The organism is Gemella haemolysans (assembly GCF_001553035.1).
Taxonomy (GTDB): domain Bacteria; phylum Bacillota; class Bacilli; order Staphylococcales; family Gemellaceae; genus Gemella; species Gemella haemolysans_B.
This window is the reverse complement of record NZ_KQ959972.1, coordinates 1-16,441: the sequence shown is the minus strand read 5'-3', so window position 1 is coordinate 16,441 and position 16,441 is coordinate 1. Positions and strand designations below refer to the sequence as shown.

Below are 16,441 nucleotides of genomic sequence, written 5' to 3'. Positions count from 1 at the left end.
AGCTTTTTAGATATCTAATAAACTGTGCGGGGTGACTCGACAAAATCTTGTTTCTAGAAATCATGATTTTTGAGTCACTCCCATAATAAAAGATATTTCTAAGTAGTATATAGCAAGAAAGGTAGGTAAAAATGAAAAATGAATCATTAAGAATAGCACTAGCTTATGTTGGTGTGATAGTTGGGGCGGGTTTATCATCCGGACAGGATATTCTACAATACTTTTTAAGTTTTGGTAGAATAGGATTAATTGGTGTTGTAGTTTTAGGAATTTTGAATATGATTTTTGGGAAAATTATATTGACATTAGGCTCTTATTATCAAGCTGATAATCACCAAGAAGTTTTTGGAGAAATAACTACACCAATTTTAAATAAGATAATAGACTGGACTTTAATAATTTCTAATTTTGTTATAGGTTTTGTTATGATAGCTGGTGCTGGAGCGAATTTAAAGCAACAATTTGGAATATCGAATTGGATTGGAGCGCTTCTTTGTGCAGTTATGATAGTAATTGTGGCATTTTTGGATTTTGAGAAGATAACTAGTATTTTAGGGATTTTCACTCCGATAGTGTTTGTATTGATATTGTTAATAACAATTTATACATTTGTAGGAAAGAGTTATGATTATGGTATGTTGGATGAAGTTTCTAAAACTATTCCATCTTCGATGCCAAATATTTGGATATCTGTAATTAACTACTTCTCTCTTTGCGTGTTAACTGGTGTGTCTATGGCATTTGTTCTAGGTGGCTCAGTCGTAAGAATAGGTGTTGCTAAAAAAGGTGGAGCTCTTGGCGGTATAATGGTAGGGATTTTAATTCTGTTCGCAACAGCAACTCTTTTTGCTAATAGTGCTGATATAATAGATGCTGAAATACCGATATTAAAAATTGTAAAGGATATTAATCCGTGGTTGGCTGTTTTTTATGCATTAGTTATTTTTGCTTTAATCTTTAATACTGCTTTTAGTTTGTTTTATGCAACAGCGAAACGTTTTTCTTCAAATGATGATAAGAAGTTGAAAATTAATATAATTATAATAGTTGTTGTTGGATATTTATGTAGTTTTGCTGGGTTCAAAGACTTAATTTCTTATGCGTATCCCGCATTAGGATATATGGGTATCGTATTATTATTTGTATTATTTTTATCATGGACAAGAAGTCATCAAGATATAGTGAAGGAAACATTTTTACGTCGTAAAATGATAAGATTAGCAATAAAAAAACATGATGATAATAGACAATTTACTAAAAAAGATCAAGCTATCTTAGATAATTTAAGTGAAGATTCTGTTGTAGAAGGAGAGTCTTTAAAAGCTGATGTAAAGGAATATGCTAAAGAAATCATCGATAGTGAATATGATGTAAAGGAATTCGCAGATAAAGAATTAGAGCTAAGAAAGAAAGATCCTAAATATAAACTTTAAGAACATGAATTCTAGATAGATAAGAAGATTTTTATTTATCTAGAATTTTTTGTATTTAACTTTATAATTTGGGTTTAGATATAAATTTAGAGTAAATAAAAAGGAAATGATTAACGAAACTAATTTTTTTGTACTAGTTAGATTTCGTTAATCTTTTTTCTAACATTTCCTTTTTTATGTGATTTTTGATAAAATTAAAGGTAAGAGTTTTTTGGCGAGAAATGTAGAAAGTAGGTGTAAATTTGCAAGTTACAAATATAACAAAGCTAAAAGTTAAGTATAAAATTGATTTAGAAAATGGTAAACATTTTTATGTTTCTGAAGATACGATAATTAAGTATGGACTTATAAAAAAAATAGATTTAACTAGGGAACAGCTTAAAGAAATCATAGCTCACGAGAGTATAGAAAGTGCCTATAGTAAGGCTGTACATTATTTACAATTTGGTCTTAGAACTAAGCAGGATATAAGAGAATATCTTCAGAAGAAAGAGATTGCTAATAATGTTATTGATGAGGCAATAGAGAAGTTAATAGAAATTGGTTATTTGAATGATAATCACTATGTAGAAGCTGCTGTAACAGATTATTTTAATCTTAATTTAAAAGGTCCTTACTGGATACAAAGAAAACTATTAGAAAAAGGCTTAGATAAAGACGTTATTGAAGAAAATATTGCGAAGATTTGTACTGAAGAAGCAATGATAGAAATGCTTTATAAAATTATTGAACGTGAATATAAGGTACGAAGAGAAACGAAAAATAAAAAAGTTCAAAAAATAACACAAAAACTTTATACAAATGGCTTTACATCTGATATAATAAGAAAGGTGTTTGACATATTTTTCGAAGACTATGAGGATGAAAATGAAGATGAAATATTGGATGAGCATTTTAGAAGAGCTTATCAAAGTTATAGTCGCAGATACGAAGGGTATGCACTTAAACAAAAGCTGATTGAAAAGCTAATAAGGGATGGTTTTTCATATTATACAGCTAAAGACTACGTAGAAAAACAAGATTTGTAAAGGAAGAATAAAATGGATAAAAGAAACGAAAGGCAAAAGAAAATAAGGAACTTTTCTATAATTGCACATATTGACCACGGGAAATCGACTCTTGCGGATAGAATTTTAGAAAAAACAAAGGCGTTAGAACAACGTGAGATGAAAGCACAACTTCTTGACTCAATGGATATTGAGCGTGAAAGAGGTATTACAATTAAACTTAATGCAGTTCAATTACAATACACTGCTAAAAATGGGGAAGAGTATATTTTCCACTTAATAGATACACCGGGACACGTAGACTTCACGTATGAAGTATCTCGTTCTCTAGCAGCATGTGAAGGGGCTATTTTAGTAGTTGATGCTGCTCAAGGAATTGAAGCACAAACTTTAGCTAACGTATACTTAGCACTAGATAATAATTTAGAAATTATTCCTATTATTAACAAAATCGACTTACCTGCTGCAGATCCTGAGAAGGTTAAGACTGAGATTGAAGATGTAATTGGATTACCAACAGACGATATCGTACTAGCTTCTGCTAAAGCGGGTATTGGTATTGACGAAATCTTAGAACAAATCGTAGAATACGTTCCAGCACCGTCTGGAGATGCTGCTGAGCCACTACAAGCACTAATCTTTGACTCATTATATGATGCATATAGAGGGGTTATCGTTTCAGTTCGTATTAAGAACGGTACTGTAAAAGCTGGAGATAAGATTAAGATGATGGCTACTGGTGGTGTGTTCGAGGTAACTGAAGTTGGTATTCACACACCTAAAGAAAAAATCGTTGATGAACTTACTGCAGGGGATGTAGGATTTATTTGTGCATCTATTAAAAATGTAAGTGAAACTCGTGTAGGGGATACAATCACATTAGCGAATAATCCTGCTAAAGAAGCATTACCTGGATATAGAAAATTAAATCCAATGGTATTCTGTGGATTATATCCAATTGATTCATCAAAATATAATGACTTACGTGAAGCGTTAGAAAAATTAGAACTTAATGATTCTGCGTTACAATATGAAGCGGAAACTTCTCAAGCACTTGGATTCGGATTTAGATGTGGATTCTTAGGAATGTTACACATGGAAATTATCCAAGAGCGTATCGAGCGTGAATTTAACATTGATATCATAGCAACTGCACCATCGGTTATTTACAAAGTTGAGAAAACTGACGGAACTATGGTAGACGTTTCAAACCCATCAGAAATGCCAGATCCACAAAAAATCAATAAGATAACTGAGCCATTCGTTAAGGCTAGCATTATGGTACCAAATGACTATGTAGGTGCTGTTATGGATCTTTGTCAGAAGAAACGTGGTATCTTCTTAAATATGGAATATATCGATGATACAAGGGTTAATATTACTTATGATATACCTTTATCTGAAATCGTCTTTGATTTCTTCGATCAACTTAAATCTAATACAAAAGGATATGCATCATTTGACTATGAATTAACAGGATACAAAGATAGTAACCTAGTTAAGATGGATATTCTATTAAATGGTGAACAAGTCGATGCTTTAAGTTTCATCGTTCACAGAGAATTTGCTTACCAACGTGGTAAAGTTATTGTAGAAAAACTTAAAAAACTTATTCCAAAACAACAATTCGAGATTCCTATCCAAGCTGCAATTGGAAATAAAATTATCTCTCGTGAAACTATTAAAGCGATGCGTAAGAACGTTCTTGCTAAATGTTACGGAGGGGATATTAGTAGGAAACGTAAACTATTAGAGAAGCAGAAAAAAGGTAAAGAGAGAATGAAAGCTGTTGGTAGCGTAGAAGTTCCTCAAGATGCCTTCATGGCTGTTCTGAAAATGGATGAAGAATAATGAAAAGTTATCCACGCGGAGTATATATTCACATTCCATTTTGTAAGTATATTTGTTCATACTGTGATTTCAACAAGTTTTATATACAAAGACAACCTGTCGATAAGTATATAGATTGCTTAATCAAAGAAATCGAGAGTATGGAAAACATTCAAAATGTTGAAACTATTTATATTGGTGGTGGAACACCGAGTGCATTAAATGATGAACAACTTCATCGTTTACTAACTGCATTAAGAAATAAAATTCCACAACAACTGCGTGAATTTACTTTTGAAGCTAACCCTGAGGATCTTGTTGATTCTCGGGTTGCTTTGGTAAAGGGCTACGGAGTTGATAGAATTAGCATGGGAGTTCAGACTTTTAATAATGAGTTGTTAAAAATTCTTGGACGAGGACATGTTGCTGATGATGTAGATATGGCGATTGCTAATTGTAAAAAACATGGAATTGAGGATATTAATGTAGATTTAATGTTTTCACTACCGAAGCAGACTATGGATGACTTATATGATAGTATGAAGAAGGTTGCAGAATATAATATTAGTCATATTTCATGTTATTCATTAATTTTGGAACAAAAGACTAAGCTTTATAATCAGGTGAGAGATAAGAAAGTTACATTGCCTTCGAATGAAACTGAAGAGAAAATGTACAATGAGGTTATTAATTTCTTAACAGAAAATGGTTATAAACAGTATGAAATCAGTAATTTTGCTAGACCTGGTCATGAGAGTGTTCATAATAGTAGTTACTGGAAAAATATAGAGTATTATGGTCTTGGAGCGGGAGCGCACGGTTATATTGATGGAGTGCGTTATGCAAATCAAGGAGCATTAAAATTCTATATCGACAGTATGTTAGAGAAGGGACATGCTAGACGTGAAGAAAATACAGTAACACCTAAGGAAAGAATCGAAGAGGAAATGTTCTTAGGACTACGTCTTTTAAGGGGTGTAGATTTAGATGTTTTTGAAGAAAAATATGGACAAAGAGCAGAAGAAATATTCAAAGGTGTAATTGATAAAAACATAAGAGAAGGGTACTTAGAGATTGAAGGTAACAAACTTCGTTTAACTAGAAAAGGATTATTCTATGGAAATGAGGTCTTCTCTGAGTTTTTATTGGATTAATAACGTATTTTAATAATGAGAATAATTTTAAGGGAGAGACTTGATGAATTTAAGTAAAATTATTGAGTTTCTCCTAATAATAAAAGAAAGGAGAACCATTATGGAGCGAACATATATAGAAAGATTACTTAATAATTTGAATGAAGAGTATGGTTTCAACTTGAAATTCAGTGAAAATTTTAAAAATGCATTTTCTCATTCTTCTTATACTAATGAGAAAAGAATCGCGAAGCATCTGAATTATGAGCGTTTGGAATTTTTAGGGGATGCTGTTGTTGAACTTACAACAAGTGAATTTTTATTTAAGAAATTTTCTGAGCTTCCTGAAGGAGAGCTTACCAAGTTACGTGCATCTATTGTCTGTGAAAAAACATTGGTTAAATATGCTTTGCAACTTGGTTTAGATAAATGTATCTATCTAGGAAAAGGTGAAGAAAAGATGGGTGGAAGAAGTCGAGCAGCTTTACTCGCTGATATTTTTGAATCTTTTACTGGGGCAATGTATTTAGAGTCAAATCTTGAAGTTGTAAAGACTTTCTTAAATAAAACGTTATTTACAGAAGTTCAAGATCTTGAATATCATAGTTTTGTTGACTATAAAACTATTCTGCAAGAGTACATTTCAAAAATTAAATTGGGTGAGATTGAGTATGTAGTACTAGATTCGAATGGACCATCTCATTCTAAAACTTTTACAAGTGCTGTTTTAATTGGTGCTAAACAATATGGAAGTGGAACAGCTACTACAAAAAAAGAGTCTGAACAGCTTTCAGCAAAACAAGCATTAGAAAAGCTTGGATATAAAGATATTTAAAATTAATGAAAGGAAAAAGAGATGAAATTAGCAAAGGTTGAAGTTACTGGTTTTAAATCTTTTCAGAAGAAGACAACATTTGAATTTAAAAATAATTTAATCGGTGTTGTAGGGCCGAATGGTTCGGGAAAAAGTAATATAATTGATGCTATTCGTTGGGTTTTAGGGGAGCAATCTGCTAAAAATTTACGTGGTAGTAGCATGAAAGATGTTATCTTTTCGGGGACTGAAGATGCGAAAAGAAAAAACTTTGCTGAAGTAGCGGTAACATTTTCTAACGGAGAAGATAGTTGTGAAATTAAAAGACGTTTGTATAGAAATGGTGATAGTGAGTATTACATTGATAATAAACGTGCAAAATTAAAAGATATTACTGATATGTATCTAGACCTTGGTATTAATAAAGAGAGTTATAGTATTATTACTCAAGGTAAGGTAGAAGATATTATTTCATCTAAGCCTGTCGATCGCCGAGCAATTATAGAAGAGGCATCAGGTATATTAAAGTATAAAAATAAGAAAAAAGAAACTAATCTAAAATTAGAAAAAACAAATGACAATTTAATGAGGTTAAACGATATTTTCTCAGAGATCTCAGGTCGTTATGAAATCTTAGAAGATCAAAAGAATAAAACACAAAAATATCTAGATTATTCTAAAGAACTTGAAGAAAAAGATATATTATTAAATGTTTATAATATTGCTGAATATCAAAAAAGACTTGCAGATTTACTACAAGTTAAACATGAGAAAGAATCTGAAAAACTTGGACTTGAAAATAGACAAGAAGAACTTATTAAAGATTTAGAGACTATTAAGAATAGTTTAGTCTCTCTAGATAGAACTTACATGAAATATCATGATGAAGAGTTAGAATTAGTTCAGAAGAAAGAGTCTCTTCAATCGCAATTAAGTGTAATTCAGGAAAGAAAGAATAATAGAACACTTAGAAGTGAAAAAATTAATGATGATATTAAATATCTTGAGGAAAGAAAACAAAACCTTGAGAGTAAGTTAGTGGAAAGAGAAAATCTGAATGCAGAAACTAAAAGTAAAATTCAAAAGATTAATAAAGAAATCTCCTCTTTAGAATCAGGTGAAGAGAGTAAATTAGAATTAATTGAAAGAAATATAGAAGAGTTAAAAGATAACTACTATAGCTTAATTAACGAAGAAACTAAACTGGAAAATAGTATAGAGTTCGCTAAGAAAAATCTAGAGAGTGCTGATGAAAACAGTAAAGAAATTCTAGAGAACATAGAAAGGCAAAAACAAGTTTTAGGTATAAAAACAGAAGAGCTTACAGCTGCTACTGAAGAACAAAAAGGTCTAAATGAACAACTAGCTAATCTCCAAAAAGAACTTGATATATTAGTTGAAAAAAATATTTTAATTAATTCAAATGGGAAAAATATCGAAGAACAAATTCGTACAGGATATAACTTCAAGAGTAACCTGGAAAATCGTAAGAAGTTTTTAGAAGATCAGATTAATAATTTAAGCTTTTATAATATTGGTGTTAAAGAAATTCTTGCTAATAAAGATTCTCTAGCGGGTGTACACAATAGTGTAGCGAATATTGTAAAATTTGAAAATGAGTATGCTGTTGCAATCGATATTGCTTTAGGTCAGGCACAACAAAATATTATTGTTGAAAATGAGAATGTTGCTAAAGAGTGTATTAATCACTTAAAGAAAACTAATAAAGGTAGAGTTACATTTTTACCATTAAATAATATTAAAGCAAAAGCTATAGCGAGTGATGTTTATAGAACAGTTGTAAATGAAGAGGGATTTATTAATATAGCTGAGAATCTTATAACTGTTGATAGTAAGTATAAAAATATAATATCTCACCTATTAGGACTTGTTCTTATAGTGGATAATATAGATAACGCCAATAGAATAGCTCGTAAAATTAGTTTTAAGAATAGAATTATTACCCTTGATGGACAAATTATCAACAGTGGTGGATCTATCACTGGGGGAGCTATTAATAAAAATAATAATTCATCTATTAAACACAAAGCTGAACTTGATGAACTTTCACAAAATCTTGTAAAAGTAAATGATAAAATCGAGAAATTAGCTGATGAGAAGAGTCTATTAGAGAGTCAGCAGCAAGAAGTAATGGATGAAATTCTGAATTCTAAATCTGTTAAAGAAGAGGCGATTTTAAAACTTAAGCAATTAGAATTAAGTGTAAATCATAAAACTTCTGAAATTACTGATATAAAAGCAAATATTGAATTCAATGAGAAGAAACTATTAGAATCTAAAGACAATGAAGCTGACTCAAGTAATATTATTGAATTAACTCAAAATCTTGAACAAATTAGAGTAGAGCTACGAAAACTTGATGAGAAAATTAAAGAAGAAAGCAGCAAGAAACAAAATGCTCAAAGTGCTGAAGAATTGTTTTTAGAAAAAATTGCCGAGCTTAAGATTGAAAAATCAAAATTAGAGGAAACAACTAAGCATGGTTTAGAGTTAATAGAATCATTATTAGCTGATATAACAGATGTAAATGAACAACTAACAAGATTAGAAATGTCTAAAGATGCTGAGTCTTTAAGTGAGGAAGATGAGCAAAAGATATTAGAAAATAATTCTAAAATAATTTCTGAATGTGGGGAAAGATTAACAACGCTTAAGACAATATTATCAGATCTTGATATGGAAAAAACAGGATTATTCAAACGCGAAAAAGAAATTACCGTAGCTCAACAAAGAAATAACGAAAGTCTACGTCAAAAAACTTCAGAATTTGAAAAATTAACTGTAGAACAGACGAAGATAGAAGTTAAAATCGATGAATATCTAGAGAACCTTGTTACTAACTATAATGTAACGTATGAGAGTGTATCAAACAGATTAACTACTGAAAATATTGAAGAAGTACCTTCTTATAAGGATGATGTAGTAAGACTTCGTAAAGAGATAGTGGACTTAGGTAATATCAACTTGAATGCTATTGCTGAGTTCGAAGAGGTCAAAGAACGTTATGACTTCTATAATGAACAAATTACCGACCTTGTAGAAGCGAAAGAAAAACTAGAAGAGACTATTGCAGAGATTGATAAAGAAGTAAAAGAACGCTTCTTAACGACATTTGTTCAAGTAGCAGAGAATTTCAATAAAATCTTTAAAGAATTATTCAAAGGTGGTTATGCAGATATGACATTGGAATCACCGAATGATATATTAAATACTGGGATAGTAATCGAAGCTTCACCTCCTGGTAAAAAACTTCAAAACCTTTCATTATTATCAGGTGGGGAGAAATCTTTAACTGCGATAAGTTTATTGTTTGCGATATTGCAGGTTAAAAATCCACCATTTGTAGTTCTTGATGAGGTGGAAGCGGCACTAGATGAAGAAAATGTTAATAGATTTGCTAAATTCTTAAAAGTTTATTCTGAACATAATCAATTCTTAGTTATTACGCACAGACGTGGAACGATGGAAGCTATGGATACTTTATATGGAGTAACAATGCAAGAAAAAGGTATTAGTTATATCTTAGAACTAGAGTTGAAAGATGTTATCGAGAACTTTGAAGAGGTAGTGGAGTAATATATGAAATAAAGACGGGAGTGATTTTACAAAATCGTGATTTCTTAAGAATGAAGATTTTGTCGAGTCAGCCCCGCACAGTTTATTAGATATCTAAAAAGCTTTTATAAAGCGAATTTAGATATCAATAAACCACTGCGTCTATGAGTTATCATATATACTTTTTTAAAATTTAGATCTTTTGGGTCAACTTTTATAATAGGTTAAAAGACACGATTAAGTTTAAACTTAACCGTGTCTTTTTGACGTTAATTTGAATAAAATAAATTTTTAATAAACCCATACCATACATAAATAACAATGATTAGCGCCAGTAATTCAGTTAGATGAATTAAAATATTCAAAATAGAAAATTCTGTTATTTGATAGTAAATTCCAGTTTTTTGAAATGCTATTGCGCAAATCACTAATGGAAATGTAAAAGCAGAAAAGCTAGGGTAGAATTTTCTTTTTAGTAGATAAGGTAATTGAATTAAGACAAATATAAACAATAATATTGTAAGTGGTATTAGTATCGCTAGTATTATATTACTTTTTTGCGTTACTCCAATCATATAACTGGCTAGTAGTAGTCCACCAGGTGCTGAAAATACAGTAATAGTAGGATAATCTCCATCATTATAATGTTTATACTTATAAACTCTATAAAGAACAAAAGGTAATAATACTAAATAGTTAATATATGAAAAATAAAAATAAATTAAACCCAGTGTTTCTAAATGATAATTTATTGCTGTTACTGTTACAACAGCAGGCCCAACAAAGGTGATAAACCAGGTTGGATAGATATTACGTATATGTCTTTCCTTTATAATAAAATTATAAATTGCTAAACAAACAACACAAGAATCAAGAAAGATACCAATTATCCATACTGGCATACTTAATAGTCCAATATATTTTTTTGAAAATGAAGCAAGTAGCATAATGCTCATAGGATATGTTGCCAGTACTGTCGCTATAACTGGATTTTTCATTTCTTTTTTTAGTTCATCAAATCCTAATGTAAACTTAATAGTTAAAAGTACAATTATTATCAAAGATAACAGATTAAATAATAACTGTAGTGAAGAAGAATATGGTTGTAATAAATTTCCTAATGCAACAGAACCTAATGCTAAACCTGCAATTGGTGTAGGTAAATTTTTAATTATATTCATAAATAACTCCTAATTTTTATTCTACTTTTATTGTATACAATTTCATGTAATAATTCAATAATTTTTCTGTTGACATTTCATAAAAAATTATTTACAATAAGAAACAAGTGTTACCTATCGGTGGAGGTTTGAATGTGGCACCAAAATTTAAATTTACTAAAGAAGAGGTTTTGACTGTAACTATAGACTTTATAAGAGAAAATGGAATAGAAGCATTAACTGCAAGAGAATTAGCTAAAAAATTGGAGTCATCTACTAAAGTAATATTTAGTTTGTTCTCTAATATGAAAAATTTAGAAGATGAAGCAAAGTTTGTTGCAGAAAATATTTTTTCAGAAAAAGTTAATTTAGCTTTAAAAGATGATAGTCCGTTTAAACGATTAGGAGTAGAGTATATATTATTTTCAAAAAATGAACCTAAATTATTTCAGTGGTTATTTATGAAAAAAGGTATAGAAGTAGGAAGTTTTAAAGATTTTCTTCCAATGAGAGACTATGAATATAGATCAGTAATTGAGTCTATAGATGAAGAGTATAAAATTTCAATAGAAAATGCAAAAAAATTTTATGAGCACTTATTTATATATAGTCATGGTATTGCAACATTAACAGTTACTGGAATATATAATTTTACACCGTCTGAAATTATTGAGTACATGGCAGAAGTAGCTAAAAGTTTAATAGTACAATATTTAAGGGAGATCAATTAAATGATTACAGCAAAAAATATTAAGAAAAAATATAATGATCAAGAAGTTTTAAGGGGAATAGATTTAAAAATTGATGAAAATGAATTTGTTGTTATACTTGGGGCTTCAGGTTCAGGGAAATCTACATTATTAAATATTTTATCTGGTTTAGAAAAGTCAGATTCAGGAGAAGTTGTATATGATAATGAGTCTATAAGTGATTACTCAGAAAAACAATTAACAAAGTTTCGTAAAGACAAAATAGGATTTGTTTTCCAACAATATTATTTATTAAATAATTTAACAGTAGAACAAAATGTTAAAGTAGGAGCTAATTTAGCGGATAATAAAGAGTATGTTGATATTATAAAGGACTTAGGATTAGAAGATAAATTAAGTAAATATCCTAATGAGTTATCTGGAGGAGAGCAACAGCGTGTTTCAATTGCGAGAGCATTAGCTAAGAAGCCAACTGTACTATTTTTAGATGAACCAACAGGAGCTTTAGATGAGGAAACTGGAAGAAAAATATTAGAGTACTTGTTAAAACTAAAAGATAAATCACATTTTACGATGATAATGGTAACTCATAATGAGAATATTGCTGAGCTTGCAAATAAGATAATTCATGTAGGTAGTGGTAGAATAACTTCGATTGTAGAAAACCATAAACCTAAATCTGTAGAAGAGATAGGATGGTAATTATATGATAGTTCAGTTAAAAGATTTAAGAAAAGCAATTGCAGTAGTGATAGTAAGTTTTTGTGCAGTATTTATAACTACACTTTTTTCTAACTTATATTTAGATTTGAAAGTCCTAGATATTACAGGATTTAATATAACGCAGAAGAAGTTTTATGATGCTCAGCTTATTGTTTCTAAATTTGTAATAATTATAACAGGAACAGTCTTATCAATAAGTGCAGCTGTAATGTTAATATTTTATATAAAACAATTTATTGATGATTCTAAACATAAAATTGGAATATTAAAAGCTCAAGGTTATAGTAATAGCTTTATAGCATCTAAGTTTTCTATTTTTGGATTTTTAGTATTTTTGGGTTCATTATTAGGTTATGGTAGTTCACATTTGTTTATGCCGAAATTTTATGAGAGTAGGAATACAGATAATATATTATCTGAACTTACAATGAACTTTCATCCTCAACTTTTATTAATAATGGTTATATTACCATCATTATTGTATGTAGTAATATCAATTGTGTATGTAATGTTTAATTTAAATGTACCAACGATCAACTTACTTAAACAAATAAATTCAACAAATAAAATAATTAGAAAAAGAAAATTTAGGCAATATAAAAACTTTTTTAAAGAATTAAGAGCAACAGTATTATTTAGTAATAAAACCCTATTATTCTTTGTTATTTTTGCTGCGTTATCTTTTTCTTCAATGATTCAAATGGCATTTGGTATGAGAGATTTTGTTGATGGAACAATAAGAATTATGATGATGGTAATAGGTGTGATATTATCGTTATCAATATTATTAATTTCATTAGAAGTGATTGCTAGTAGTAATATAAAAAATATATCTATTTTAAATATTATGGGCTTTTCAAAAAGTGAATGTTCAAAAATAGTATTATCAGGTTATAGAGTAGTAGCATATATAGGTTTTGCTGTAGGAACAGTTTATCAGTATTTTTTAATAAGAGCATTACTAAAAGTTTTATCTAAAAAATTAGATAGAGAAACAACATATAACTTTGATTTAATTTCAGTAATTGGTAGTTTTATAGCATTTGTATTAATATATGAAATCTTTATTTTATACTATAGTAATAAGATAAAAGATTTAAATGTTAAAAAAATTATGATGGAATAAAAATAACAACTCCTTGTATATTTATACAGGGAGTTGTTTTAGGAGTAATTATTTAGCTAAACCTTCAGAAATTTTATCTAAGTTCCATTTCATCATGCTGTAGTAGCTATCTCCATTTTGTCCTGGTTCAGCGATTGAATCAGTAAAGATTTTTTCATAAATTGGAATATTAGTATCTTTTGATACAGTTTGCATTGGACGTTCATCAACACTACTTTCTACGAATAGTGAAGGTACTTTAGTTTTACGTAATTTTTCAACTAGAGTTTTGATTTGATCTGGAGTTCCTTCTTCTTCAGTATTGATTTCCCAAATGTAAGCTGAAGGTACGTTATATGCTTTAGAGAAATATTTAAAAGCTCCTTCACTAGTTACTATCATTTTTTTCTCTGCTGGAATATTGTTAAATTTATCTTTAGATTCTTTATCTAATTTAGATAGTTTTTCTAAATATGTTTTTAGATTTGCTTCGTAAAAATCTTTATTTTTAGGATCTTTAGCTTCTAATTGTTTAGCAATATTTTTAGCGTAAATCATACCATTTTCAAGGTTTAACCAAGCATGTGGATCTTCTTTACCTTTTTCGTTTTGACCTTCAAGGTAAATTACATCAACACCTTCACTAACAGCATAGTAATCTTTATTTTCTTCTTTTTTAGCGTTTTGAACTAATTTAGTAAACCAAGCGTTACCACCAGTTTCTAAGTTAATACCGTTGTATAAGATAAGGTTTGCCTCAGATGTTTTCTTAACATCATCAGGAAGCGGTTCGTATTCGTGTGGATCTTGACCAATAGGTACGATACTGTGTAAATCAATTTTATCACCAGCGATATTTTTTGTAATATCAGCTATGATAGAGTTAGTTGCTACTACTTTTAATTTAGTAGCTTCGTTAGAACTAGAACCTTGCTTAGCGCTAGAACAAGCAAATAGTCCAACAGCTAGTGTGAAAATAAGCGCTAGAAAACTTAATTTTTTAAAACCTAATTTTTTCATATTATAGGCCTCCTTTATTATTTTTTTGTGTAAAACAAAGAACAAAATAGATTTACATAACTAATAATAATCATTATCAATTAAAACCTCGTAATAATACCTTTAAATAAACTTACTTTGGAAGTATTTTTTATTTTAATAAGTTTATTTAAAGGGGTATTATATTAAATTAGATTAAGACTACTTTATTCTTTGTATATTATTACCTTGAATTATTATTTTTTATGTTTAACAAAGCGTTGTTTTGGTGCAACAAAGAAACTTATTGCAAAAACAATAGCAGATGTTAATACTATACTAGATCCTGCAGCTATATTGAATGAATAACCTATAAACAATCCTAATACAGAACAACTTGCTCCGATTGTAGATGATAAGAATATCATTGTTTTTAAACTGTTAGCATAGAGATATGCAGTTGCTGCTGGCGTAATCAACATTGCTACAATTAAAATAGTACCAACACTTTGCATTGCAGTAACAGACACTAGAGTTAATAGTATCATTAGTAAGTAATGATAGAAATTAACTTTCATCCCCATTGCTTTTGCTAATAGTTCATCAAATGAAGTCAAGAGTAATTCTTTGAAAAATAGTTTAATAACTAAAAGAACAAAAACTCCAACTCCTATAGTAATATACATATCTACATCTTGTACTGCTAGAATATTACCAAACAAGATATGGAAAAGGTCAGTAGAACTTTTCGCTACACTAATTAAGATAACTCCTAGAGCTAAGAATGAACTAAACGTTATTCCTATAGCTGTGTCACTTTTTATTATAGAATTCCCTTTAATAAATGTTATGATTATTGATGCTAATAGACCAAATACGATTGCACCAATAAAGAAATCTATACCTAATATAAAAGATAGTGCGACACCAGGAAGAACTGCATGAGAAATTGCGTCTCCCATTAATGACATTCCTCTAAGAACAATAAAACATCCAACAGCTCCAGCTACGATTCCAATAACAATAGCGGTAATCAAAGCGTTTTGTAAGAAATGAAAACTATATAATCCATCGATAAATTCTTTAATCATTAGTACCACCTCCCATAAAGAATAAGTCGGTACCATATGCTTTTGTTAAATTTTCTCTAGTGAAAGTTTTTTCAGTTTCACCGTATGCAATGACTTCTTTATTTAGTAACAATACATTATCAAAATAAGAATGAACTTTTCTTAAGTCGTGATGAACAATTAATATTGTATGACCTTTTTCACGAAGCTCTCTTAATGTATTCATTATTATTTCTTCACTAACAGAATCGATACCAACAAATGGTTCGTCTAGAAAGATATATTTTGCTTCTTGAACAAGACAACGAGCAATTAGTACACGTTGAAATTGTCCACCAGATAGTTCACTAATTTGTCTATTAGAGAATTTCTCTAGACCAACTAACTTTAAAGCGTCGTCAACTTTTTGCCAATCAGATTTTTTTAATTTTTTTAGTATTCCAATCTTAGAATATAAGCCAAGAGAAACACATTCTCTAACTTTTATTGGAAAGTTATAATCTATATTGATTTTTTGTTCAACATAAGCGACATTGTCAAGATTTTCTTTCGAAACTTTATCATCAATTGTTGTCTTACCTATAGAAGGTATTATATGTAGAACGGCTTTTATTAAGGTAGATTTACCAGCACCGTTAGGCCCTATGATACCTGTAATACCAGGTCCTGTAATTTCTAAATTAATATTAGAAAGGGCAGGTGCTTGGTTATAAGTTACAGTTAAATTTTCTATCTTTATCATACTTGTCCCTTCCCTTCATATTTTATTGTATACATTAAAGTTTACCTTAGGAAAGAAAATAAGTCAAGTGAATTTTGTTTGTATTCAGAAAAAAATCATGAGTAAATCTAAGAAATGATGGAAAAAAGTGGTTGTATACTAAATCCGGGGCATGGAAAAA

Annotated in this window: 13 protein-coding genes; 9 read left to right on the top strand and 4 right to left on the bottom strand. The window is 29.5% G+C overall.

The window, feature by feature from the left end; genetic code table 11:
• Window positions 1-131: 131 nt before the first annotated feature.
• The 6 genes from HMPREF3186_RS06370 (at window position 132) to smc (ending at window position 9,814) form a co-directional block, all read left to right on the top strand.
• Window positions 132-1,433 carry a YkvI family membrane protein gene (locus tag HMPREF3186_RS06370; RefSeq protein ID WP_060914439.1) on the top strand — a complete coding sequence of 434 codons (1,302 nt, stop codon included), beginning with the start codon at window positions 132-134 and terminating at the stop codon, window positions 1,431-1,433.
• 242 nt (window positions 1,434-1,675) lie between these two features.
• Window positions 1,676-2,461 (top strand): RecX family transcriptional regulator, encoded by a 786-nt coding sequence (locus HMPREF3186_RS06365; protein WP_060914438.1) that lies wholly within the window; start codon window positions 1,676-1,678, stop codon window positions 2,459-2,461.
• A gap of 12 nt (window positions 2,462-2,473) precedes the next feature.
• Window positions 2,474-4,291, top strand: a complete 1,818-nt coding sequence (lepA, locus tag HMPREF3186_RS06360; protein ID WP_060914437.1) for a translation elongation factor 4 — start codon at window positions 2,474-2,476, stop codon at window positions 4,289-4,291.
• Window positions 4,291-5,424 (top strand): radical SAM family heme chaperone HemW, encoded by a 1,134-nt coding sequence (gene hemW / locus HMPREF3186_RS06355; protein WP_060914436.1) that lies wholly within the window; start codon window positions 4,291-4,293, stop codon window positions 5,422-5,424. The genes lepA and hemW overlap by 1 nt, the downstream gene beginning before the upstream one ends.
• Window positions 5,425-5,524: 100 nt before the next feature.
• The gene (gene rnc / locus HMPREF3186_RS06350; RefSeq protein ID WP_060914435.1) at window positions 5,525-6,238 is read left to right on the top strand and encodes a ribonuclease III; all 714 of its coding nucleotides are present in this window, start codon (window positions 5,525-5,527) and stop codon (window positions 6,236-6,238) included.
• Between the two features lie 21 nt (window positions 6,239-6,259).
• Window positions 6,260-9,814 (top strand): chromosome segregation protein SMC, encoded by a 3,555-nt coding sequence (smc, locus tag HMPREF3186_RS06345; protein WP_060914434.1) that lies wholly within the window; start codon window positions 6,260-6,262, stop codon window positions 9,812-9,814.
• Window positions 9,815-10,062: 248 nt separating this feature from the next.
• Here smc and HMPREF3186_RS06340 read toward each other — a convergent pair whose 3' ends face one another.
• Window positions 10,063-10,974, bottom strand: a complete 912-nt coding sequence (locus HMPREF3186_RS06340; protein ID WP_060914433.1) for a TDT family transporter — start codon at window positions 10,972-10,974, stop codon at window positions 10,063-10,065.
• A gap of 134 nt (window positions 10,975-11,108) precedes the next feature.
• On the opposite strand from HMPREF3186_RS06340, the gene HMPREF3186_RS06335 reads away from it, so the two are divergent.
• From HMPREF3186_RS06335 to HMPREF3186_RS06325, 3 genes are read left to right on the top strand one after another with little or no spacing between them, the layout of a single operon-like run.
• Window positions 11,109-11,684, top strand: coding sequence for a TetR/AcrR family transcriptional regulator (locus HMPREF3186_RS06335; protein WP_060914432.1), 576 nt, complete (start codon window positions 11,109-11,111; stop codon window positions 11,682-11,684).
• Entirely contained in the window at window positions 11,685-12,365 is a 681-nt protein-coding gene (locus HMPREF3186_RS06330; RefSeq protein WP_060914431.1) for an ABC transporter ATP-binding protein, read from the top strand.
• A gap of 4 nt (window positions 12,366-12,369) precedes the next feature.
• On the top strand, window positions 12,370-13,512 hold the full coding sequence (locus HMPREF3186_RS06325) for an FtsX-like permease family protein (protein WP_060914430.1): 1,143 nt from the start codon (window positions 12,370-12,372) through the stop codon (window positions 13,510-13,512).
• A 48-nt stretch (window positions 13,513-13,560) separates the two neighbouring features.
• On the opposite strand, the gene HMPREF3186_RS06320 is transcribed toward HMPREF3186_RS06325, so the two are convergent.
• The 3 genes from HMPREF3186_RS06320 to HMPREF3186_RS06310 all read right to left on the bottom strand — a co-directional run bounded on the left by HMPREF3186_RS06320 (window position 13,561) and on the right by HMPREF3186_RS06310 (window position 16,281).
• Window positions 13,561-14,511, bottom strand: coding sequence for a metal ABC transporter substrate-binding protein (locus tag HMPREF3186_RS06320; protein WP_060914429.1), 951 nt, complete (start codon window positions 14,509-14,511; stop codon window positions 13,561-13,563).
• Window positions 14,512-14,726: 215 nt separating this feature from the next.
• On the bottom strand, window positions 14,727-15,560 hold the full coding sequence (locus HMPREF3186_RS06315) for a metal ABC transporter permease (RefSeq protein ID WP_060914428.1): 834 nt from the start codon (window positions 15,558-15,560) through the stop codon (window positions 14,727-14,729).
• Window positions 15,553-16,281, bottom strand: coding sequence for a metal ABC transporter ATP-binding protein (locus HMPREF3186_RS06310; RefSeq protein ID WP_060914427.1), 729 nt, complete (start codon window positions 16,279-16,281; stop codon window positions 15,553-15,555). Before HMPREF3186_RS06310 ends, HMPREF3186_RS06315 begins: the two co-directional genes overlap by 8 nt.
• Window positions 16,282-16,441 lie beyond the last annotated feature (160 nt).